This is a genomic window from Streptomyces sp. SAJ15 (genome assembly GCF_007595705.1).
In the GTDB taxonomy this organism is placed as follows: domain Bacteria; phylum Actinomycetota; class Actinomycetes; order Streptomycetales; family Streptomycetaceae; genus Streptomyces.
Window position 1 is genome coordinate 85,731 of sequence record NZ_NISY01000019.1, and the last position, 20,507, is coordinate 106,237.

Here is a 20,507-nt window from a genome sequence, read left to right on the forward strand (position 1 = left end):
GGTGGTGTGCCCGGCGGCGTCCTTTTTCCCCGCGGGCCGCGGGGCCGACTGGAAGCCCTGGATACGTCGCAGACGTAGAAGCGGGCCATCCCCGCGCCGGTGTCCGGTCGTGTGCGGGGCCAGTGCGGGATTGTCGCACCTGATTGTGGAGAACGTGTGGCAGCGGGCGCTCCGCGTCACTAGCGTGAGGTTAGACGTAGAAGGTTCCCTGAAAAGAAGGTGGGCCGTTGTTTCTGCTGCCTGACAGCCCGTGGCTGAGGTTGTCGCCTGCTGAAGGTGGGCCCACGCGGGACTGCTCGATGCGTGAGGCGGTGCTGGACGCCCATGCGTGGGGCGACTTGGGAGTCGACTTGCCGACGCAGAAGCCTGCACTGCTACGTCAGCTACTGCTGCCGGTCGTGGTCGACGCTTTGGGGCGTCCTGGCAGCGACCGTGAATGGATCCGTTGGTTCGAGGCCGGCCGGTGGTCTGCGGAGCAGAGGGACTGCCTGTCGTCGTACCTTGACGAGCACCGTGGCCTTTTTGATCTCTTCCATCCCGAGCAGCCATTCGGCCAGGTGGGTGACCTGCGGACTGCGAAGGGCGAGACCAAGGGCGCCGGTTTGATCGTTGCGACCGCCGCGACGGGGAACAACGTGCCGTTGTTCGCTTCGCGGAGCGAGGGTGATGTCCTGGAGCTGACGCCCGCGCAGGCGGCGCACTGGCTGCTGCACACCCACTGCTGGGACACCGCGGCCATCAAGACCGGCGCGGTCGGTGATCCTCGTGTCACGGCCGGCAAGACGACGGGCAATCCCACCGGTCCGCTCGGCCAGCTCGGCGTCACCCTGCCCGTGGGCAAGACTCTCTACGAGACGCTCCTGCTCAACATCCCCTACGGGCCACCCCTGCGGTCCGACGATCTGCCGCAGTGGCGGCGCCGCGCACAGCAGGGCCCGGTCGAGGACACGCTGTCCGCGGCCACAGCCGCGTGGCAAGAACGCACCCCCAAGGGCCTGCTTGACCTGTGGACATGGCAAGCGCGCCGCATCCGACTCTTCCCGGAACACAGACCCGAGGGTCTGCGCGTCACGCGTGTTCTGGTCGCGGCCGGGGACAGGATGCCTCATACGCCGGAGTTCGAACCACACACCATGTGGCGCCTTGAGGCGACCGGTGGCCGGCCCGGCGCCAAGCAGAAAAAGCCCGCCGGTCCGCCCCGCCGCCCTGTGCGCATGCAGCCCGGCAAGGCTGCCTGGCGCGGCCTCGATGCCCTGCTGGCGCCGGAACGGGCGACGCGAGAAGCCGGAGAAGACACCGCCGGATTCGCCACCAGCGAGCTGCTGGACAAGATGGGCGCGCTGTGGGAAGACGTCGGAGGAGGCTACCCGCTGCGGGTCGAGCTGACCGGCATGGCGTATGGCACGCAGTCCTCCATCGTCGACGATGTAATGCACGACGCGCTGCCCCTGCCTCTTGCCGCGCTCGGCACGGATACCTGCGTCCATGCCGCGGTCCTGGAGGTCGCCGAACAGGCCGAACAGCTGGCGATGGCCGTGAACAACCTCGCCGCCGACCTACGACGCGCCGTGGGAGCAGACCCGATCCCTTGGGACAAGGGCCAGCGTCCCGGCGAACTCGTGCTGCACGCACTCGACCCTTTGGTACGCAGACTGCTGACCGGTCTGCGCGGGGTCGGCGACGACATCGAGCGAGTCGAGGCGGGGCAGCTGGCATGGGAACAGCTGGCCTGGCGGCGCAGCTGGGAGGTTGCCGATCGGCTTGTCCAGGCCGTTCCGGTGAGCGCGTATGCCGGCAGACGCATCCAGCAGGGTGAGGGGAAGCCGGAGCGCACCTATCGGGCGTCCCTGGCGGAGCGATTCTTCCGCCGCCGTCTCGCCGAGATTCTTCACCGCGCCGCCGCAGCCCACGCCGCCGGTGACCAGCCTTCCGACCTTCCGGGTCTGGCCGACCCGGATGACCTGCCCGGGGACGATCATGTCTGACGAGACGTACAAGCACCGCAGAATCTGGCACCGATACATTGCGACCGACGGCACGTGGCGCCGCAAGGACGGTAGTCCCGCGGCGCGGCGACCTCCGGGGGAGGACTTGGCTGTGCTGCGTCGTGGGCTTGGCAGGCCCGCGGGCGATGTGCTGGAGATGTTCGCGTTCTACACCTGCCCTGTCGACGATTACGCCGCCCGGCGTGGCGAGATGTCTGCGGAGCAGGGAGCCGAGCATGCGGCGCTGGCCCTGTATGGGTTGCATCAGCAGAGCAAGGACCGTCCGATGCACCGGGGCGGAGTCAGTCTTGGCCGGGCGATGGGGGCGCTGCGCCGTCACGACCGTTCCAGTCCCGAGGCGGTCGATGCGCGGTTTCAGCAGGCCTTCTCGGCAACTTCTACGGCTGCGTTGCAGATGAGGCTGCGCGGCTTGGTCACCCAGCTGAAGGGAATCGACCAGCCGTTGGACTACGACAAGCTGGCCGACGACCTCTTCGCTTGGCGCCATGCCGAGTCGCGATCGCGGGTCCGCCGCCGCTGGGGCATGGACTACCACGGCTGGACACAGGCCGGCCGGGACAAGACCTGACCTGGAGCGTGCCCCCGGGCCGCACGCTCACGCCACCCACTGAATTTTCTTCACCAGGAGTACCCGTTGACCGTTCGTGCGTACATCGACGTCCATGTCGTCCAGACCGTCCCTCCGGCCAACCTCAACCGCGACGACCAGGGCAACCCGAAGGAAGCCGTGTACGGGGGAGTGCGCCGCTCGCGTGTCTCCTCCCAGGCGTGGAAGCGCGCCACCCGCCTGCATTTCGACGAGCGCGCCGCCACGCCTGACCGTGCCACGCGTACCAAGCGGATCGCCGCCGAGCTGGCCGGGCGCATCACCTCCACCACGGGTCTGGAGCAGGAAGCCGCTGGGCGTGTCGCTGATGCCCTGCTCGCGCAGCTGGGCCTGAGCCAGGGCAGGAAGGCCGGCGACACCGCGTACCTGTTGTTCTATGGCAACTCTCAGCTCGATGAGGTCGCAGCGCTGGTCGACGACAGCGTGGCGGAGCTGGCCGCACTCGATGACAAAGGCCTCGCTGAGGCAGTCACGGACCTCCCTGTCGCGGAGCAGTTCAAGACCGGGCATCCCGTCGGTGTTGCCCTGTTCGGGCGCATGGTCGCTGATATCCCTGCGCTCAACGTCGATGCCGCCGTCCAAGTCGCCCACGCGCTGTCCACCCATGAGGCGCAGCTGGAGTTCGACTATTTCACCGCAGTGGATGACGAGAATGAGAAGGAGGAGACGGGGGCGGGGATGATCGGCACGATCGGTTTCAATTCCGCCACCCTCTACCGGTACGCCACCGTCGGCTTCCAGCAGCTGACCGACAACCTTGGCGGGGACACCGAGGCCGCCTTGCAGGCACTGGGCGGTTTCGTCGACAGCTTCGCCCGTTCGGCACCGACCGGCTACCAGAACTCCTTCGCGCATCGAACGCGGCCGAGCCTGGTGGCGGTCGTGGTGCGTACCGATCAGCCGGTGAATCTGGTCTCTGCCTTCGAAGAACCGATCCCGGCGGAATCCGGTATCGCCGCTGCTTCCGCCCGCCGCCTGGCCCAGGAGCACAGCACTGCCACCGGCATGTGGGGCGACGCTCCGCTGTACACCGCGGCCAGCCACACCTTCACCGCCGACGACCCTGGGACCAAGGACACCGCTGAAGCTCTCGCCCAGGCCTTCGGCGACCCCGTCACCTTCCCCGCACTGCTGGCCGGCCTGCGTGAGCAGGTCGCCAACACCGTGGGGGAGAGCGCGTGACCTCCGACCGCCAGGCACAGCTCGTGCTGCTGCTGCGGCTCGCCGGGCCCCTGCAATCCTGGGGTGACCGTAGCGCCTTCAACCATCGCGAGACCCGGCCGGAGCCCACCAAGTCCGGCATCGTCGGCCTGCTCGCCGCTGCGGCCGGCCGCCCCCGCCATGCCGCGGTAGACGATCTGGCCGGCCTCTCCCTGGGCATCCGCGTCGACCAGCCCGGCAGCCTGCTGCGCGACTACCACACAGTCAGCGACTACCGCGGCCGCCCACTGCCTTCGGCAGCGGTCAACGCCAAGGGCCTGCAGAAGCCGACCTCACCCGCCAAATACACCCACGTCACCCAGCGCTTCTACCTGCAGGACGCCGTCTTCCTCGCCGCCGTAGCAGGTGATGAAGCGCTCATCACCACCCTGGAGCAAGCCCTGCGGCGCCCGGCATACCCGCTCGCGCTCGGACGCCGCTCCTGCGTCCCCACCCAACCCCTCCTCCTAGGGCTGCACGACGGAGACCTGGAGAACGCTCTGCGCACCGAGCCTTGGCAAGCGCCCCCACAAGCTCGCGCCCGCTGGGGCCGATCCCACGGCAACGCCGCGCACATCGACCTGTCCGCCACCCTCGAGGACCCGGTCGGCGACGACGTCCGTGACGACGTACCCGTCTCCTTCGACCCACGGAACCGGACCTTCACCACCCGACGCGTCCGCCACACCTACCTCAGTGCCCCCACCGGACTCACCCCCGACCCCGATCTCCCACCGCAAGCCGAGACCGGCCACGACCCGTTCGCCCTCCTGGGCTGGTGACCGACATGCCCTTCCTCTCCCGCATCCGCATCAACCCGCTGCGCGCCGAGAGCCGCAAGCTCCTCGCCAGTCCCCGCGCCATGCACGCAGCCGTCCAAGGCGGCCTGCCGGGCCTGCCCGGCCAGGAACGCACCCTGTGGCGCCTTGACGCGGACAACCCCCACCGCCCCCAGCTGTACGTCCTCACCCACTCCAAGCCCGACTGGACACACCTCGTCGAACAGGCAGGATGGCCCGAAGCGGACGGCGACCACTACGCCCTGCGCGACTACAGCCCACTCCTGGACCAACTTGCCCTGGGCCGGGAGTACGCGTTCCGCCTGACCGCGAGCCCCGTGCAGAACACCAACCGACCTCAAAAGCCCACCGCTCGGCAGACCGAACGCATCAACAACGGAGAGCGCCGCAGCTTCCGCCTCGGCCACCGCACCGCCGCCGCCCAGCTGAACTGGTTCCTCACCCGCACCCCCAGCTGGGGCTTCCAGGTACCCCCAGCTACTGGACTCGCCGACACCCACGACGACCACGGCACGCCACCGCACGACGTGAGGATCATCGCTCGACGTCGCAGCTCCTTCGGGAAAGGCCCTGTCCCCAAAGACGTCCGCGTGGTCATGCACTCCGCCACCTTCGAAGGCCGCCTCAAGATCACCGATCCCACCGTGTTCGCAGAACGCCTCCTCACCGGAATCGGCCCCTCGAAGGCTTACGGATGCGGCCTTCTCACGCTCGCACCACTCCCCACGAAGGCGTGACCAGCGGTGCCGGACATCTGGTGGAAGGCCGACCCGCAGGACCTGCACCGCCTCACGGACCGCGTCTCCAGCGTCTACGTCGAGCGCAGCCACCTGGACCGCGACGAGAACGCCGTCGTCATCATCAACAAGCAACAAACGGTCCGGGTGCCGGCCGCCATGGTGGCTGTCATGCTCCTTGGCCCCGGCACCCGCGTCACCCACGGAGCCATGCGCCTGCTCGCCGACTCCGGCACCGCGGTGTGCTGGGTCGGCGAGCAAGGCGTACGCATGTACGCTGCCGGCCTCGGCCCCAGCCGCGGCACAGGCCTCCTTCACCAGCAAGCCTGGCTCGTCACCCGCCCCAAGGAGCGACTCGCCGTTGCACGCGCTATGTACGCCATGCGCTTCCCCGGCGAAGACATCACCGGCCTGACCATGCAGCAACTCCGCGGCCGAGAAGGCAGTCGCGTCCGCAGAATCTACCGCGAGCACGCCCGGCGAACGGGAATCCCCTGGAACGGCCGCGTCTACAAACCCGGCGATCCACACGCAGCCGGAGATGATCTCAACCGCCTGCTGTCCGCAGCGAACGCCGCACTCTACGGCATTTGCCACGCCGCTATCACCGGCCTCGGCGCAAGCCCCGGACTCGGCTTCGTCCACACCGGACTGGCCACATCCTTCGTCTTTGACATCGCAGACCTCTACAAAGCCCAGTACACGATCCCCCTGGCATTCGACCTGGCCGCAAAGGGCCTCACCGAAGAACGCGATGCACGCCTCGGCCTGCGAGAACTCATCGCCCGCGACAAACTCCTCCACTGCATCGTCACCGACATCAAGACACTCCTAACGCCCAAAGACAAAGACTTCGAGGAAACCGAAACCAATCAGCTCTGGGACGAACACCTCGGCGTCGTACCCGGCGGCACCAACTGGTCACGCGACGGCGACCTCTCCACACACCGGATGACCGACAACCACATCGCCGTCATCGGGCCCCAGACCGAAGCAACCGAGACCGAACGATGACCGTCATCATCCTCATCGCCGCACCCGAAGGGCTGCGAGGACACCTCACCCGCTGGATGGTCGAAGTACACGCCGGCGTCTTCGTCGGCAACCCCAACCGCCGCATCCGCGACCGACTCTGGGGCCTCCTCGCCACTCGTATCGGCGACGGCCAAGCGGTCCTCGTAGAACCCGCAGCCAACGAACAAGGCTGGGCCGTACGCACCGCCGGCCGCGACCGCTGGCACCCCGTCGACTTCGACGGCCTCATCCTCTCAGCGCGCCCACGAACCCAACCGAAGCAAAACAGCCGTATCGCCAGATGAAACCGCAGGTCAATAAGTGTCGGCCCCGCGCCCGCGGGGATGGTTCTCACCGGAAGTTCGTTGACGGCAACTGGACGGAGTCGGCCCCGCGCCCGCGGGGATGGTTCCTGCTTCTTCGCTGCCTGATACAGCCATTCCGCGTCGGCCCCGCGCCCGCGGGGATGGTTCTTCAGTTTCCCAACACGAATCTTCGTGAGTATTGGTCGGCCCCGCGCCCGCGGGGATGGTTCAGCTTCCTTTTCTTCGTGGAAGAAGTGGAATTCGTCGGCCCCGCGCCCGCGGGGATGGTTCCCCCGCCCCGATCGTGCCCCGGTGGGTCTGGAAGTCGGCCCCGCGCCCGCGGGGATGGTTCTCGGATTGGAACTTGGAGCGGACGGAAAAGCGGGTCGGCCCCGCGCCCGCGGGGATGGTTCCACCATGGCGTCAGTGCAGCGGGCGAACTGGGCGTCGGCCCCGCGCCCGCGGGGATGGTTCCACGGTGCCGTCCAACTCACCGCACGGCGCACAGTCGGCCCCGCGCCCGCGGGGATGGTTCCTGTCCGGCCTTCATCTTGTCGCGGCACTTGATGTCGGCCCCGCGCCCGCGGGGATGGTTCCGGCAACACGTCTGTGTCGGGCGCCGCTAGCTCGTCGGCCCCGCGCCCGCGGGGATGGTTCCGCCAGCACACGGCCGATGTACGTCTCCCAGGCGTCGGCCCCGCGCCCGCGGGGATGGTTCCTGAACGCGGCGGTCCTGGCAGCGCTCGCGTCTGTCGGCCCCGCGCCCGCGGGGATGGTTCCAGGATGCCCAGGCTGATCCAGTGGCTGGTCACGTCGGCCCCGCGCCCGCGGGGATGGTTCCCTGCACCGACGCCCGACCGCCGGGCAACTGCTGTCGGCCCCGCGCCCGCGGGGATGGTTCCTGAGGAGTGGGTCAAGTCCAACGGCGGCCTGGGTCGGCCCCGCGCCCGCGGGGATGGTTCCAGGTGATTTGAGGGGGCCGCATGTTCATACGTGGTCGGCCCCGCGCCCGCGGGGATGGTTCCGGGTTCGGTCACGCACCAGCGATTTCCAGCCTGTCGGCCCCGCGCCCGCGGGGATGGTTCCACCGAGAAAGGGCCGTCCACATGGATTGGGCCGTCGGCCCCGCGCCCGCGGGGATGGTTCTGGCAAGACTCTTACCAAGATTCGGCAGCAGTTGTCGGCCTCGCGCCCGCGGGGATGGTTCCCAGGTGAGGGTGGTCAGTGTGAAGGGCTGCCGGTCGGCCCCGCGCCCGCGGGGATGGTTCCCGCACATACGGAGAGTCACCCATGAGGTGGTAGTCGGCCCCGCGCCCGCGGGGATGGTTCCGGAAGCGGAGCCGGTGGCGGGGGCACGGTCCTGGTCGGCCCCGCGCCCGCGGGGATGGTTCCGCCGACGGCGGCCCGGAGGTCCGGGTCGGCTCGTCGGCCCCGCGCCCGCAGGGATGGTTCCGCGGTATCCGCGGCGTCATACGCATGGACCTGGTCGGCCCCGCGCCCGCGGGGATGGTTCCACCTACGGAAACACCTCACTCCCCTTCAACGCGTCGGCCCTGCGCCCGCGGGGATGGTTCAGCGTGAGGGCCTGTCCGCGTCGTCGAGCGGCGGCGGCCAGCAGGCGAAGCAGAAACCGCGGCCGGTCCCACGGTCCGACGGGACGGGCGCGAGCCGGATCGGGGCGCTGCCGGGCCTCCGGGTCGCGCCGCGGGAGCAGTGGCCGGCCCTCGCATCCGAGATGTCTGGGCTTGTCGCCGCGCGCTGGGAACGACAGAGCGGACGACCTTCCCCGAGGTTCTACCGGCGGTAGAATCGGTGGTATGAGTAAGCCGACGAGCATCAAGACCAGCGAGGAAGTGCGCGACCGGCTGCGTGTCCTCGCCGAGGAGCGCGGCACCACCATCACCGAGCTGCTGGAGGAGCTCGCTTCCCGTGAGCTCACGGAAGCCGAGCGGGAGCAGCGTGCCCTCGAGGCGGCCCGTGAGCTCGGTATCGAGTACACCGCGCAGGTGCAGCAGGTTGGTCAGGATGCCTGGGCGAAGATCCGCGCCCATCAGGGCGGCGCCGCCGCGTGAACCTGACAGCCGTCTTGGACCACACCGCTCTGGTCGCCCTGTATCGCGCGGACCCTTTCTTCACCGGTCTCTACATCGAGGCCTCGCGCGGCACCGGCCGCGTCATCATCCCGTCTCTTTCCATCCTCGCCGCCGAGCGGCAGGTCGCTGGAGCGGGCAAGCACGCGGCGTCCCTGCGGTTCGCGGAGCACGTTCCGTTCACCGCCGCGCACGCGGTGGATGCGATGGAGTGGAGAAGGGTGGACTGGCCGGTGGCTCACGCGGCTGCGATCGCCTGGCACGCGGCCAAGGCGGGAGAGCCGCTCACGGTCCTGTCGCTGGAACCGGAGCTGTACGCCGGCACCGGCATCACTCCGCTGAACCCCGCCTGACCCACGCACTGGGCGAAGGCCTGTTCTCAATGCCAGCCGTGCGGCCAGGGACGAGTTCGGGATCTACGAGTCTCTTGGCGAGCCTGGGCGGTCGTCCGTCACCTCCCTGGCCGATCTGGTGGCGCATCCTTCGGCACCTCCTGCGGCGGGCGCCCCTGGGTTGGCTTCGTTCGCAACAAACGAACAACACCGCGGGAGCCGTCGTCCTGCTCGTAGCGGAGACCTTCGTTCGCGCCATCAAACGTCTCATCACCGCGAAGCCCGACCCGGTCTCCTGGCCAGGCAACACCGACGAAAATCAACAGCTTGAACGAATGATCAAAGAACACTACGAGGCACACCAAATCCCCTATAGCCCCCCAGCACCAGACCCCCGTGCCTTGGGAGGGTGAGGGACCCGTTTCTCGGCCACGGCTGCTCCCCGAACTACGTCCGACCGCCCCGCCCCCGCTGATCGAGGCCCTGGCCGTCTGGGGGTGGGCCGTCGAGCACGGCGGTATACCCCTGCCCTACGCCGCGGCCGTCCTCGCCAACCACTCTTGCTACGTGGAGGACACCAGTGTCGAGAACTCCACGCTGGAGTGCGGCCAGCGCCGCGGTGTACCCGGCGTCGGTCCGGACGGCCGCCAGCTGACACTGCTGGCAGGTCCGCGGCGACCACACCCTCGTCACCACCCGCGAGGCCGCCGAACTCCGCGGCCACCGGGAGGCCGATACCTGCGACGTCTGTGCACATGGCCTCCGCGCGGCAGAATCCCGTCTTCGCGCTACCCCTGAACCTAGATTCGAACGTACTGTAACTGCCTAGTAGCTGTATGTAAAGATTTTCCTGTTGCCTCATGCACACTTGCCGGTCGGCGAACGCCTTACAGGTGAGGGCGCAACAGCCCTTCCGGAGCTGGCCGGGGCAGCGCCGAGTGGAGACAACGGAGAGGGGCCGAAAGGCCGTGAATGTACACCTCGTGCGCGACCTGGCAATGGCGCTGGTCGTAGCACGCACCTTCGGCGGTGATGTACGCATACTGCTCCGGCGGTTCGCCGCGGCCTCGGTGCGTGTGGGAGCCGTCGAACTCGCCCGCAGCCGCCGTGCGCGCCAGAGGGAGGGCGACCGGTGACCCAGGACCATCTCAGCCGCCCGCCCGGCGTGGTCGCCCTCCCGACCGACTTCCGCGCGTTCCACGAGCTCTACCGCACCGCTTACGTGAACTGGGCCGAGCTCCACCTCGGCTCCTTCGCGGATGCCGAGGAGGCCGTCGACGCGGCCTTCGAGCAACTCGCCATGCGATGGCAGACCGTGCTGGCGCAGCCGGTGCCCGAAGCGTACGCGTGGAAGGTCGTCAAGCACCGCACCATCGACCTCGCCCGTGCCCGCGGCCGCCGCCCCGTCGTGACGGACTTCGCCGCCTTCGACACCATCGCCGTGAACACCGCCGTCGACCCGATCGGCGAGTTGGAGACGTCGCTGAGCGTCTACCGGGCGATCAACGGCCTGCCCGAGCGGCAGCGCGACGTCATCGTGCTGCGGTACAGCATCGGATACGACACCGCCACCACCGCTCGGATCCTCGGGATCACCCCCGCCGGGGTCCGATCGTCCGTCCGTCACGCCAGACGCCGTCTCCGGCAAGTCCTTGGGGTGGATGAGCAGGAAGGAAGCCACGATGAGCACCTCACCGATTGACCGGCTGTTGGCCAAGGCCCGGCTTCAGCCCCGCGCCTACACCCGCGAGCAGATGGCCGCGGCCGAGGACAGACTCGCAGCCCGCGTCGCCAACCGCCTGGTCCACGGCGCACTCTCCCTCGACGACTACATGGAGCCCGCCCGCGCGCAGATCGCACTGCCCAAGGCACCCCAGCAGCGCAGCGACGGATGGCAGCCGGACGAGAAGCTGGTGGAGGACGCGGCCGGCGCCCTCCGCGCCGTCTGCCGCGCCCTAGTCGGCGACGAGGGCGCGCTGCACCACCTGTCCTCCTTCATCGGCCGGATCCCCGAGCCGGAAGGCGCCGCGGTCCTGGGCTGCGTACTGCAACTGGCCGGGCGGGAGGACAGCGCCCGCTTCTGGTGGCAGTACGCCGCCGGCGCCGGGCACATCATCGCCGCCTACTGCCTCTACCTCCACCACCTAGCCCTCGGCGAAGCGATGGAAGCCGACTGGTGGCATGCCCAGATGGTCCCCGATCGGCATCTGTGGGGGCTGGCCGAGCACGGGGTGACGATGCACTACATGGAGCTCGGGATGGAGGGCAAGGAGCCCACGGCCACCGTCCGGGTGACCATGCTTCCCGAAGCCGCCGAGGCCGTCGTCCGGTACGTCCCCACCGCCATTGAATACCTCGACGACGTCGACCTCCCCATGCCCACCGACGGATTCGCCGAACGCATCGAACAGCTCGCAGCCACCCGCTGACACGCCGGGCGCCACGCACCGAGTGCCTGGCGCCCGCTTGTACGGGCCCCCCGGCCCAGCCCGACGACGTTCCAGCCGTGCTGTCTGCGGCCGTGTTGGCGGTTCCATCCTCGTGTTGTCACCGCATGGGTGCGTGGGCGTAGGACTCCCATTCGTACATGCGCTGGTCGCGGTGGATGACGATGAGGTCGGCTGCGGTGATGCGGGCGGTGGCCGGGGCGATGTTGACGGCGCTCAGGGCCTGGTAGACCGGTTCGGCCGGTGCTTTGGGCCCGGGATGCCGGCGGCGTCGTTCGGGAGCGGGTGGGAGCAGCCACCCGCTCCCACAGGTCGTCCGGAACAAGATCAGTACGCACCCGGACCCTGCCGACCAAGATCGGCGAGTGCAAGACCCGCAGCTCAACTCATTCTGAAACGATCAGTTAGCCCACGATCGTCAGGACCTGGTGTCAGCCGCGTCGGCCTCAAGCGGCGCGGCGGGACGTCCCGGCCGGCGGGTGCCGGGGAATAGCGGCGAGGGCCCTTTGGATTCACCGCCTTCGGGCGTACAGTCGGTGCCTACTTGAAGGGGCACTCGCCACCACTGGCCACTGCCCCGCCTACACTGCGGCGGTCGCCAAGGTGAACGTGGAGCTCGCGGGCGAACCCGGCTGGTCCCCGCTCCCCGAACGCATGGAGCAGCTGCGCCGCGGCGTGGCCGCTCCCGAGCTCCACCTGGCCCCGCCGGCCCCGGACGCCGAGCAGGCCGCCGCGCTGATGGAGCGCCTGGAGCAGGCGAGCCGAGAGCTCGCGGCGTTGCCCGAAACCCGCTCCACCGCTACGACCGGACGCGCCGCCCGGAACCAGGCCCGTCACGCGCTGCGCGAGGCGTGGCGCCTCGGCATCGAGCACCACGTTCAGCTCGACGTCCTCAGCCGCTCCGGCCTGCTCGCCTACGACATCAGGAGCCGCGCTTCGACCAGTTCCCGGTGAATCGCCGTAGCCTGTTCTCGCCGACCTTCCATCCAGACCAGTGCACGGGCCGCGTGGCGTCGACGGGCGACGTTCCGGGCCGTGTCGAGCTCTCTTCGGGAGAGCGTGGACCCGCCGGTCTCCCACTGCTGCTTGAGCTGCAGCAGCGTCTCGTCGTTGTTGAAGCGACCGTTCACGACCCAGACTTCCTGGCCGTCTGGGTTCCGCTGGCGGTCCATGTACCGGGCGCCGGCGGGGGCCTTCCTGCGAGGTGCGGGCGGTCGGCGGCCCAAGCGTCGCTCCTCCGCGCGGTCCCACGCCTGGCCCCACGCCTCGAGGGCGAGGCCGCCCCGCACGCCGCAGGCCTGGGCAAAGGCCATGACGAACTCGCGGGCCGGGCGCGCCGCCGATCCGTTGATGACGCGGGCGACCGTGGAGTGGGCCAGCACGCCGGCGCTGGCCCGCTCCAGTTCCTCGTACGGCCGGGAGCCGTCCTTGCGGTAGAGGTCCAGCAGGGCGCTGCGCAGCTCGGCGAAGTCGCGGACGTAGGTGATGTGCGGTGCGGGCTGCTCGGCCTGCCGGGCGGGGAGGGTCGCCTCGTAGCGGGCGCGCTTCCACAGGCGTTCGGCTTCGGCTCGGTCGGCACCGCAGGCGGCGGCGTAGGCGATGACGGTTCGCAGCCGCGGCACGCCTTGGCCGGAGACGGCCCGGGCCAGGGTGTCCGCGCTGCAGCCGGCGGAGCCGCCGTCGGGCAGCGCCAAGGCGGTGGTGCGTTGGGCGAGCTCGGTGTAGCTGAGCCGGGCGGTCGCGCGGCGGTCCCGCAGCCACCGGGCCAGGGCCCGGAGCGCTTTGCCACACGGTGCTATGGGGTTCTCTCGGCGCCCCATGGGTCAGCTCGCCGTGGTCGCGGTGCGGGCACGCAGGCGTCGTGCCAGGCGGCACCCGGTGCTGGTGGCCTCGGCCAGGAGCACGAAGACGGACAGGCTCGGCATTCCGGTGAGGGCGAGCGCGACGGCCAGGACCAAGACGATGACGATGACCGTCAGGTCCGTCCTGGTGAGCGGGGGTTCACCGGCCTCCACACATGCGGCGTGACGCTGGCCCGGGGTCTGTTCGGACATCAGGGGACCCTTTCGACGAGGTTCTGTGGCTCCAACCAGGTGTGCGCCAGGGGCGGTTGCCGTCGCCCGAATAGGCGGCACGCATCGATGTTCGCGCACGCCAAGACCTACACCGCACCAGTAGCCCCTCGAACGGGCTGATAGCCGCAGCGTCATCTCACGCTGGGGACGCGCGATGCGTCGGGCTGGGAACGGCCCCGTCCCAGGTCACGCGGCACAGCGCGGAGGCGATTCCGCAATCTGGTCCCAATCGCGGTTGCACACCCCCTGGCAGGCCGTGATTCTCGGGATTGGCCAAGCGCTCTGAGCACTTGGCCAGTGGGACCCATCCTCTGTGGCTCCAACCACGAAACGGGACCACCACTGCGGTCGGCCACGTTGCCGCGAGGGCCACCGCACCGGGCCGGCGTGCCACGCTCGCCCAGGGCCATGGTGTGCCCAGCCGCCCCTACCGGCAGCTGGGCACACCCACCGCCTGCTCTCGAGGCGAGGCCCTTTTGTCCACGTCAGGGAGCCGCTGGCTCCCTGGCTCCCTAGGCGCCGGCCGGGTCGTCCCAAGGGAAAGGGCCGCCGCGGCGGCCGCCCGGCACCCGACGCAGGGAAGCGCGGCGCAGCGCGGACGGATGCCGCCATGTGTGAACTGCCCGGTACTCCTTCCCGTCCACCGGGATGCACCGGTCCGCGGGGGCCAGGAACCGTGTCGGCTCAGGAGACGTCGTGCCGAAAACGCCCATGGCTCCGCACCCATGAGAGTCGGGGAAGCCTGGCCGCGGGCATCACGCGAGTGAGCGGCTGACCGCCTGGCCGGTCTGGAAAGTTGTGCCACCTGGCGGTACCGGTCACGGAGAGTTGCGACCATGCCCGGCCCAGGGCGCGTGAAGTGGCTCCGTTCTGCGGCAAGCCCGCTGGCGCCGGCCTTCGTTCCGTGGCCCCTTAACCCGCGTTCAGCACATCCCGCTTTCCACCTGCGCGACGATCAGCCATACCCCCGCGATTGCCATCGCCAGAAACACAACCACAGTCACGCACGGGTGCATGTCACCGTCCAAATCCCAGTGGGAGGGGCGGAAGAGAACGCTCAGGCCCATGACTGCGAGCACCAGGCCAAGAACAAGAAGCCAGACGTGGCCTGTACAGCCGAGCGAGAGCTGCACCGTACTGGGCAACTTCTGCATGCCCGACACCGTAAACAGGAGCAGCCGCTAGCTTCTGCCGCCGTGCCGTAGGTTCCGCGTTTCGGTGTCGAACGGCATCGCTGTGACCTGCGGAGCATCGGCGTTCCGCGCGCGTGTCCACCGAACGCATTCCGCGGAACCGTGTCCAATCCCCGGCCCTGCCTGCACCGGCCGTGGTCGAGACCGGCGCAGGCAAGGGGCGGACCTGCGGGCCACGCCTTCAAGGGTCGCTCGCCCGGGCATCTCCCGGTCAGCGCCGTGAGACCGGACCGCACGGCGCTGACCTGCGAAAAGGAACGGCCGTGAGACTGATGAGACCGTCCTACGCGTGCGCGCGCGAGCCGGATCTCACCCGCCGGGCCATCGGGAGGGGCCACCATGGCGCCGTACGCGACGCCGACCGCAGGAGAGCCACGCCCGTGATCCGTGACCACCACCGGCTCAAGGGCGGCGCGGCCCAGCTCGGCGCCACCGGCCCCGGCCAGCCCGGCCCGTTCGGCGTCTGGCCCGCCGACGACCACGACCGCGACGAGGGCCAGGAGCCCGCCGACGACCGCCCCGCGACTGAGACGAGGACCGCATGACGACCGAGCACCGCGGCGCCGCAGGCCCGTACATCGAGTACGACGGGCTGCCCGTCCTCCACCCGACGGAGACCAACCTGCCGCTGATCCACCCATACGCCCCGGTGACCACCGGCCGCTACGTCACACCCGGCGGCGGGCGGCTCACCGTCCGCCCGCCCGAGAAGCCCGGCCACATGCGGATCTCGCTGGATCACCTGGGCTGCCCCGCGCAGCTCACCGAGGAGAAGAACGCCGCCTTCAAGCGACTCGCCCTAGCCGCCGAGGGGCACTGCGTGCACGCCGGGTGCCGCCACCACGCCGCGTACGGGGGAGGGGTGCTGCGCTCCTTCGAGGTGCGCGACGGGAGCATCACGCTCACCGCGTTCGTGCGGCCCGCGCTCGCGGTCGAGCTGGGGGACTTCGGCCCCGCCGACCGGCTCCTGCAGGAGACCGAGGCGCTAGCCGGGCCTGTCCGCCAGGAGGGCGAGGAAGACCAGGCCAGCGACGGTTAGACCTGTCGGGGGCAACGGGCCTAACCGGTGGGGCCGTCGGCCATGGCCCCGGGTCACATCTCGTCGACGGTGGCCAGCGCCTCGCGGGCGCCGGCCGGGACGTCGGGATGGTCGCGGAAGGGTTGTGCGGTGTTCAGCAGGGTCCGCCACAGCAGCCGGGCGGCGTTCGTGTCGACCGGCTGGCCGTGAAGTTCGTCCTCCAGCTCGAACGCGGCGACTTCGGCGGCGTGGCCCAGGGCGCGCGGGATGCGCAGGAGCTCGACGGCGTCAGGGGTGTCGAGCTGCTCGGCGGGGATGCGCCGGAGCAGGTGCTGCTCGCCTTCCGCCGTGCGGGCCTGGACGAAGGCGGCGAGCTCGCGGACGGTGCCGACGGCCGGCACCTTGAAAAACACCGTGGTGGTCATGGCTGGGAGCGTAGCCGGGCAGGGAGGGACGGCGGCGCTCTTCGGGCCGGGATCCACTTTCCGGGCCGGCCACCACCGGCCGGGTGTTACAGCGGACGGCCCGGCACGATGAGCGCCGCCCGGATTGCGAGCCATTCCGAGGAGACGCGGCGCATCTGGCGGTTGCGGAGCGCGGCTCGGGCCGCGGCGCCCTCCTCCCCACCCTCGGCGGCGGTCAGCTCCAGTACCCGCAGGTTGAGCTTGCCCCAGCGGTCGGCCTGGATCAGCTCGAAGCACGGGTGCACACCATCCAGTCCCCCGGCTCGAAGACCTCGGCGGGCAGGTCCGGGTTGCCCAGAGAAGCCGGGTGCCTGCTCAGCGGCCGTTGGCCCTGTTGGACCCAATGCCCCTAACCGCCGTGCCGGGCGTCGCGCAGTTCGTCCAGGAGCTGCAGGACCTCGTCGCGGGCGGCGGCCACCGCGCCGCCGGGCAGGTCGAGGCCGTAGGCGTCGAGGATGAGCTGCAGGCCGCGCAGGCGTTCGGCGAGCGCGGGCCCCTCGAGCTCGCGGTGCCATGTCTGCAGTTGCTCGGCGGGGGCGGTGCGGGCCAGTTGCTCCCACTCGTCGTTGAGGCAGACCAGAGACCAGACGGCGGCGCGCAGGCGGGCCTCGTTGGTGCGGCACCAGGCGGCGCCGATCCGGTCGCGGGCCCGCTCGGCGCGGTGAAGCTCGGGGTGGCGGTCGCCGCGGTAGGTGGCGGCCGCGCGCTCCAGGCGCACGAAGCGGCTCTCGGCACTGGAACGCGAGGCCAGCCCGAGCGCGTGTGCGACCGCCTCCCAGGACGCGCCGCGGGCGCGGGCGGCGCGGGTCAGGTCGCGCTCCAGGGTATCGAGGGCGGCCCGGGCCTCGTCGAGCTGGGTGAGCGCGGCGAGCACGTCCCGAACCGCACCGTTCCACGGACGGTAGGACAAAGCATCGCAACGTTCCGGCGCACGCCTGTGACCTGGGGAAAGAACACTTCGTGGAACTTCGTGGAACCACTCCACGCGCGCGCGGGTCGCGAGGCGCCCCCACCTCCGCTCCGGCAGCGCCCCGTCCGCGAATCACGGACGTCTCGACGGCGCAGGCGGCGCGGGTTGGACCTGTTGGGGTCAATGGGTCCAGTTCTCGGCGGGAGCGCCGGTTCCGTGGCGGGCGGCGAGCAGTTCGTCCAGCCCGAGGCGTACGACCCGAAGCTGGACGTCTTCACCCTGCTACGCGACCACGACCTGGCCACCGCTGGCTTCGGCCAAGCCGCCTGACCTGGTTGCGCCGCCCATGGGCGGCGCAACCAGGTCATGAACGAGCCTCACACCACCCCGGCTCCAGGAGGCCCTGTTGGCGTGGTGGCGGGTGCTGATGACTGTGCTGCGTTCATGGCGGAGCGAGCCACGCGAGCGCTCTCTTGCAGTGCTGTATCTGAAGAACGGCGGAGGACAAACAGGGTCGTGAGGGTCAACAGGCTGGGGCCACACATAGTGATTGAGAGCCAGAAGTGCCCTTGCTGAGCCGTGATGACGCTGCCGGTTAGCATGGCGCCGCAGACCATGACCGCTGCCACGATTCCAGAGATCTGCAGGACGTGGGCTCGCCGCTCTGCGGCTGCAGCCGCCTGCTGTTTAGCCATGCGAAGTTCGTGCTGACGAGCGAGCTCTGCATCCGCAGCCCTGAGAGCGAGCTTCAAGTGCTCGGGCGGTAGCTTGGACCACTGGTCCGCCAGCTGCAATGCGGCGACCATCGGGTTGTTCGAGGCCATCACTTCCGCCCCCCGCTGGGTACAGGCTCGTCCGATACCTTTCCGCCAACGACGCCCTCGGGAGGCGGTCCAAGAGCTAGGAACACCTTGGTGAGGGCGTGCACCACTTCCGAGACGGCGAGGGGGAAGTCTCGGGTATCAGCCAAGTTACGCAGCTGATCAGCCCGTTCCTCTGGTGACTGCGCCTGAAGGGTGGGGACCACTGCTGGAGGTTTGAGGTAGGGCTCGAGGTGATGGAGGCGGGTTCGGGCATCTGGTCGCACCAACAACCAGCCATCCATACGCGCGATGTTTGTCCCTCCTGCGCTCGACTCCTCGTCGCCGATGTCAAGGCGGAGTACCTGGGCCAGCAATGGGGCAAAGCCCAGTCGCGCGGCATAGTCATCGGCGCGCAGCTCTGCCCGCCTTCTGACGGCGGCCGTACAGAAAGGGGCGAGAAGCATCGGCAGTCCGACGAACCATAGCCCTGCGGCGAGCAGTGAGACGAAGCTGAGGAAGGCCACAGCTACAAGCGCGCCAAAGCACCCCAAGCGGCCTAGGACGTTGACAACCCCACGGGCCATACCGGACAGCCCGCGGGCGAAGCAGTGGGCTGGTAAAGACCACCAGCTGGTCATCCGGGAGGCCCAGGCGTGGCCTCCACTGTGGTGTCCAAGCTCATGAGCCAGGATGGCAGCCAGCTGGCCGGACGAGAGCCGGTCGATCGCTAGCGAGCTGACGCTGACCACATGACCAGCTGGGGCCTGTGCGTTGACGTGGTGACTGTCTTCGACCCAGACCTCGCAGCGATCGGGGTCGGCGGCCGCCCGGGCGAGCACTTCGCGCCACGCAAGTTCAAGTTTCTGGCTTTCTGCCGGAGTAGGTCGCCTCAGCCGGAGTACGTACTTCACGAAGGCGCGCTCAGCCCGGCGCTGAACGAAAAGCAAGCCGAGAAGTATCCAGACAGCTGAAGGGATCCATGACAGGTGGAGCGGAACACTCAAGGCCGCCGCGATCACCCACAGGATGATCAGGCTGACAGCGACCATTGGCGCAGATGCCATGAGCAGGGCAAGGGTGGTGCGGTCAGGGCCGGCACGTAGACCAGCGTTGCCCTTGAACGAATATAAATAGACGCGGCCTTGGTAGTGAGATAGGTCTAGGTCATCGAGGGGCGTCTCTGCAGAGTGAGGAGAGTCGCCGGGCGGCCATGGCGGCGGTGAAGTACCGGGGCTCATACCTGTATCCCGCCGTACGGGATGCCAGGTTGTCAACAGCACAGCCTTCTCACAAATGAGTAGTTCTGAGAGACCGGGGACCCGCACCGAGCCGTGTCCGGTTTGCCCCCGATCTTCGTTCTCACAACCTCTCGCAAAACGACTTTCGCACAAAGCCCCTCGCGATAGGTTCTGCGACATTCCAGAACCCGGCCGCCGCGGTAGAGGCGACCCGCAGCGCCGCCCCCACGATCCGGTCGCACCGCCCAGGGGTGGGCGGCTCGATGCACTCCGTACGACAACGGGCCAGCAGTTCCACCCGCACCTGCTCCGGCCGCCGCTCCTTGCAGGCAACGTGCTCGGCGAGCCAGGCCGACAGCTTGTCCGCGTCCGCGACGCTGCACTCACGAAAGCCCAGGTGCCCACGGATCTGCGCACGGTGATACTCGACCGTCCGACCGCTCCACTCATACGTGTCCAGCTCGGACGCGGGTACCTGTACCTGCCGGGCGACGAACTCCACCACCTCGCCCGGCAGCTCGAAGCGTCCCCGAGGAAACCGGCCGTACTGCGTGTAGAACTTCAGCAACACGGCGAAGCCCAGTCGCGTCGCACCACGCTTGCCGGACACGAGCCCCTGCTCGTCCTTCAACAGCGCCCAGTGCTCGACCAGGTCGTCCAGGTCCAAAGAGGTACGGGCCACAGTCGGCGATCGTCCTCTCGGAGCTTCACCCCGCGCAGCTGCACGACCCCAGACTCACCCACACGGGTGATACCCCCACAAGATCACTGCCGTTTGCGGCTGGTGACAGAGTTCTTACCGGCACCCCGACTCCTGAAAGCTACCGGCGGGTTAGCCTGGCCCGGCGTCTTCGCGCTGGCGGCTGCGGGCATCGAGTCCCGCGCGCAGGACCTGGTGCGCGTGTGCGTCCTCGAGGAGCGTGCCGCCGGCACCTCCTGGGCGCAGATCGGCAAGCCGTTCGGCATCAGCGCGGACGCCGCCCGCAAACGCTGGGGGCACTGGGCGCTCGCCTCGCACCCCGACGACGACCAGCCCGAAGACGGCTGAGCCCCCTGGAATCGCCATTTCACGGACGGATGGGCAAAGCACCGCAATACGGGGCGGGACGGGTGCGCTGCGCGGGGTTCCACGGCTTCCGGCCCACGCCTGTGACCTGGGCAAAGAACACTTCGTGGAACTTCTCGCTGGCGCCGTCCACCCGCCCCCGCAAACGCGCGAAGACGCTGAACACCCCGTCCGGCACCAGGCCCGTCCCGATGCCCGGTAC

The 20,507-nt window shown here is 69.3% G+C and carries 26 protein-coding genes and 1 CRISPR repeat array; of the genes, 16 read left to right on the top strand and 10 right to left on the bottom strand.

Going from position 1 to position 20,507, the window contains the following annotated elements:
- Positions 1 to 227: 227 nt before the first annotated feature.
- From casA to CD790_RS31375, 11 genes are all read left to right on the top strand, one after another.
- On the top strand, positions 228 to 1,985 hold the full coding sequence (casA, locus tag CD790_RS31325; protein ID WP_144386761.1) for a type I-E CRISPR-associated protein Cse1/CasA: 1,758 nt from the start codon (positions 228 to 230) through the stop codon (positions 1,983 to 1,985).
- Positions 1,978 to 2,574 (top strand): type I-E CRISPR-associated protein Cse2/CasB, encoded by a 597-nt coding sequence (casB, locus tag CD790_RS31330; protein WP_144386762.1) that lies wholly within the window; start codon positions 1,978 to 1,980, stop codon positions 2,572 to 2,574. Before casA ends, casB begins: the two co-directional genes overlap by 8 nt.
- A 66-nt stretch (positions 2,575 to 2,640) precedes the next feature.
- Entirely contained in the window at positions 2,641 to 3,795 is a 1,155-nt protein-coding gene (gene cas7e, locus CD790_RS31335; protein ID WP_144386763.1) for a type I-E CRISPR-associated protein Cas7/Cse4/CasC, read from the top strand.
- The gene (cas5e, locus tag CD790_RS31340) at positions 3,792 to 4,595 is read left to right on the top strand and encodes a type I-E CRISPR-associated protein Cas5/CasD (protein WP_260868036.1); all 804 of its coding nucleotides are present in this window, start codon (positions 3,792 to 3,794) and stop codon (positions 4,593 to 4,595) included. Before cas7e ends, cas5e begins: the two co-directional genes overlap by 4 nt.
- A 5-nt stretch (positions 4,596 to 4,600) precedes the next feature.
- A complete protein-coding gene (gene cas6e / locus CD790_RS31345; protein ID WP_186319342.1) occupies positions 4,601 to 5,350 on the top strand; it encodes a type I-E CRISPR-associated protein Cas6/Cse3/CasE in 750 nt (249 codons plus the stop codon).
- 6 nt (positions 5,351 to 5,356) lie between these two features.
- Entirely contained in the window at positions 5,357 to 6,364 is a 1,008-nt protein-coding gene (gene cas1e / locus CD790_RS31350; RefSeq protein ID WP_144386765.1) for a type I-E CRISPR-associated endonuclease Cas1e, read from the top strand.
- Entirely contained in the window at positions 6,361 to 6,669 is a 309-nt protein-coding gene (gene cas2e / locus CD790_RS31355; RefSeq protein ID WP_144386766.1) for a type I-E CRISPR-associated endoribonuclease Cas2e, read from the top strand. Before cas1e ends, cas2e begins: the two co-directional genes overlap by 4 nt.
- An 18-nt stretch (positions 6,670 to 6,687) precedes the next feature.
- Positions 6,688 to 8,243: a CRISPR direct-repeat array (repeat unit 28 nt; unit sequence GTCGGCCCCGCGCCCGCGGGGATGGTTC).
- A 243-nt stretch (positions 8,244 to 8,486) separates the two neighbouring features.
- A complete protein-coding gene (locus tag CD790_RS31360) occupies positions 8,487 to 8,741 on the top strand; it encodes a hypothetical protein (RefSeq protein ID WP_144386767.1) in 255 nt (84 codons plus the stop codon).
- Positions 8,738 to 9,112, top strand: coding sequence for a PIN domain-containing protein (locus tag CD790_RS31365; RefSeq protein ID WP_186319328.1), 375 nt, complete (start codon positions 8,738 to 8,740; stop codon positions 9,110 to 9,112). The genes CD790_RS31360 and CD790_RS31365 overlap by 4 nt, the downstream gene beginning before the upstream one ends.
- A gap of 1,111 nt (positions 9,113 to 10,223) precedes the next feature.
- Positions 10,224 to 10,793 carry an RNA polymerase sigma factor gene (locus tag CD790_RS31370; protein ID WP_260868037.1) on the top strand — a complete coding sequence of 190 codons (570 nt, stop codon included), beginning with the start codon at positions 10,224 to 10,226 and terminating at the stop codon, positions 10,791 to 10,793.
- On the top strand, positions 10,774 to 11,520 hold the full coding sequence (locus CD790_RS31375) for a hypothetical protein (protein WP_144386768.1): 747 nt from the start codon (positions 10,774 to 10,776) through the stop codon (positions 11,518 to 11,520). The genes CD790_RS31370 and CD790_RS31375 overlap by 20 nt, the downstream gene beginning before the upstream one ends.
- A 118-nt stretch (positions 11,521 to 11,638) precedes the next feature.
- Here the strand turns inward: CD790_RS31375 and CD790_RS31380 are convergent, their stop codons facing one another.
- Positions 11,639 to 11,863: a hypothetical protein gene (locus CD790_RS31380; protein WP_144386769.1), complete on the bottom strand. Its 225-nt coding sequence runs from the start codon at positions 11,861 to 11,863 to the stop codon at positions 11,639 to 11,641.
- Between the two features lie 284 nt (positions 11,864 to 12,147).
- Here CD790_RS31380 and CD790_RS31385 point away from each other — a divergent pair, with 284 nt between their 5' ends.
- Entirely contained in the window at positions 12,148 to 12,492 is a 345-nt protein-coding gene (locus CD790_RS31385) for a hypothetical protein (RefSeq protein WP_260868038.1), read from the top strand.
- Here CD790_RS31385 and CD790_RS31390 read toward each other — a convergent pair.
- From CD790_RS31390 to CD790_RS31400, 3 genes are all read right to left on the bottom strand, one after another.
- Entirely contained in the window at positions 12,453 to 13,358 is a 906-nt protein-coding gene (locus tag CD790_RS31390) for a helix-turn-helix transcriptional regulator (protein WP_144386770.1), read from the bottom strand. The genes CD790_RS31385 and CD790_RS31390 overlap by 40 nt on opposite strands.
- A 3-nt stretch (positions 13,359 to 13,361) precedes the next feature.
- Positions 13,362 to 13,592 (bottom strand): hypothetical protein, encoded by a 231-nt coding sequence (locus CD790_RS31395; protein WP_144386771.1) that lies wholly within the window; start codon positions 13,590 to 13,592, stop codon positions 13,362 to 13,364.
- Positions 13,593 to 14,536: 944 nt separating this feature from the next.
- The gene (locus tag CD790_RS31400; RefSeq protein WP_144386772.1) at positions 14,537 to 14,767 is read right to left on the bottom strand and encodes a hypothetical protein; all 231 of its coding nucleotides are present in this window, start codon (positions 14,765 to 14,767) and stop codon (positions 14,537 to 14,539) included.
- A 419-nt stretch (positions 14,768 to 15,186) separates the two neighbouring features.
- Here CD790_RS31400 and CD790_RS35020 point away from each other — a divergent pair, with 419 nt between their 5' ends.
- Both CD790_RS35020 and CD790_RS31405 read left to right on the top strand, forming a co-directional pair.
- Positions 15,187 to 15,351, top strand: a complete 165-nt coding sequence (locus tag CD790_RS35020; RefSeq protein ID WP_186319329.1) for a hypothetical protein — start codon at positions 15,187 to 15,189, stop codon at positions 15,349 to 15,351.
- Complete coding sequence (locus tag CD790_RS31405) at positions 15,348 to 15,845, top strand: DUF6420 family protein (protein WP_144386773.1); 498 nt, start codon at positions 15,348 to 15,350, stop codon at positions 15,843 to 15,845. The genes CD790_RS35020 and CD790_RS31405 overlap by 4 nt, the downstream gene beginning before the upstream one ends.
- Before the next feature lie 53 nt (positions 15,846 to 15,898).
- Here CD790_RS31405 and CD790_RS31410 read toward each other — a convergent pair whose 3' ends face one another.
- The 3 genes from CD790_RS31410 to CD790_RS31420 form a co-directional block, all read right to left on the bottom strand.
- A complete protein-coding gene (locus CD790_RS31410) occupies positions 15,899 to 16,249 on the bottom strand; it encodes a hypothetical protein (protein WP_144386774.1) in 351 nt (116 codons plus the stop codon).
- An 86-nt stretch (positions 16,250 to 16,335) separates the two neighbouring features.
- Complete coding sequence (locus tag CD790_RS31415) at positions 16,336 to 16,533, bottom strand: hypothetical protein (RefSeq protein WP_144386775.1); 198 nt, start codon at positions 16,531 to 16,533, stop codon at positions 16,336 to 16,338.
- A gap of 104 nt (positions 16,534 to 16,637) precedes the next feature.
- A complete protein-coding gene (locus tag CD790_RS31420; RefSeq protein ID WP_144386776.1) occupies positions 16,638 to 17,198 on the bottom strand; it encodes a hypothetical protein in 561 nt (186 codons plus the stop codon).
- A gap of 183 nt (positions 17,199 to 17,381) precedes the next feature.
- Here CD790_RS31420 and CD790_RS35025 point away from each other — a divergent pair, with 183 nt between their 5' ends.
- On the top strand, positions 17,382 to 17,528 hold the full coding sequence (locus CD790_RS35025) for a hypothetical protein (RefSeq protein WP_186319331.1): 147 nt from the start codon (positions 17,382 to 17,384) through the stop codon (positions 17,526 to 17,528).
- Positions 17,529 to 18,021: 493 nt separating this feature from the next.
- Here CD790_RS35025 and CD790_RS31425 read toward each other — a convergent pair whose 3' ends face one another.
- Together CD790_RS31425 and CD790_RS31430 are read right to left on the bottom strand one after the other, a co-directional pair.
- Positions 18,022 to 19,050, bottom strand: coding sequence for a M48 family metalloprotease (locus tag CD790_RS31425; RefSeq protein WP_186319333.1), 1,029 nt, complete (start codon positions 19,048 to 19,050; stop codon positions 18,022 to 18,024).
- Between the two features lie 310 nt (positions 19,051 to 19,360).
- On the bottom strand, positions 19,361 to 19,906 hold the full coding sequence (locus CD790_RS31430; protein ID WP_186319334.1) for a DUF4158 domain-containing protein: 546 nt from the start codon (positions 19,904 to 19,906) through the stop codon (positions 19,361 to 19,363).
- A 117-nt stretch (positions 19,907 to 20,023) separates the two neighbouring features.
- On the opposite strand from CD790_RS31430, the gene CD790_RS31435 reads away from it, so the two are divergent.
- Entirely contained in the window at positions 20,024 to 20,287 is a 264-nt protein-coding gene (locus CD790_RS31435) for a hypothetical protein (RefSeq protein ID WP_144386779.1), read from the top strand.
- 19 nt (positions 20,288 to 20,306) lie between these two features.
- Here the strand turns inward: CD790_RS31435 and CD790_RS35385 are convergent.
- Positions 20,307 to 20,507, bottom strand: a 201-nt coding sequence (locus CD790_RS35385) for a hypothetical protein (RefSeq protein ID WP_222108329.1), incomplete at its 5' end; no start/stop codon positions are given.

Excerpts from the sequence above, each read along its gene's own strand:
- cas2e (WP_144386766.1), top strand. The coding sequence starts at position 6,361 with ATGACCGTCATCATCCTCATCGCCGCACCCGAAGGGCTGCGAGGACAC.
- CD790_RS31410 (WP_144386774.1), bottom strand. The coding sequence starts at position 16,249 with ATGACCACCACGGTGTTTTTCAAGGTGCCGGCCGTCGGCACCGTCCGC.
- casB (WP_144386762.1), top strand. The coding sequence starts at position 1,978 with ATGTCTGACGAGACGTACAAGCACCGCAGAATCTGGCACCGATACATT.
- CD790_RS31405 (WP_144386773.1), top strand. The coding sequence starts at position 15,348 with ATGACGACCGAGCACCGCGGCGCCGCAGGCCCGTACATCGAGTACGAC.
- CD790_RS31390 (WP_144386770.1), bottom strand. The coding sequence starts at position 13,358 with ATGGGGCGCCGAGAGAACCCCATAGCACCGTGTGGCAAAGCGCTCCGG.
- CD790_RS35025 (WP_186319331.1), top strand. The coding sequence starts at position 17,382 with ATGGGTCCAGTTCTCGGCGGGAGCGCCGGTTCCGTGGCGGGCGGCGAG.
- CD790_RS31425 (WP_186319333.1), bottom strand. The coding sequence starts at position 19,050 with ATGGTCGCTGTCAGCCTGATCATCCTGTGGGTGATCGCGGCGGCCTTG.
- CD790_RS31395 (WP_144386771.1), bottom strand. The coding sequence starts at position 13,592 with ATGTCCGAACAGACCCCGGGCCAGCGTCACGCCGCATGTGTGGAGGCC.
- CD790_RS31375 (WP_144386768.1), top strand. The coding sequence starts at position 10,774 with ATGAGCACCTCACCGATTGACCGGCTGTTGGCCAAGGCCCGGCTTCAG.
- CD790_RS31360 (WP_144386767.1), top strand. The coding sequence starts at position 8,487 with ATGAGTAAGCCGACGAGCATCAAGACCAGCGAGGAAGTGCGCGACCGG.
- CD790_RS31400 (WP_144386772.1), bottom strand. The coding sequence starts at position 14,767 with ATGCAGAAGTTGCCCAGTACGGTGCAGCTCTCGCTCGGCTGTACAGGC.
- cas6e (WP_186319342.1), top strand. The coding sequence starts at position 4,601 with ATGCCCTTCCTCTCCCGCATCCGCATCAACCCGCTGCGCGCCGAGAGC.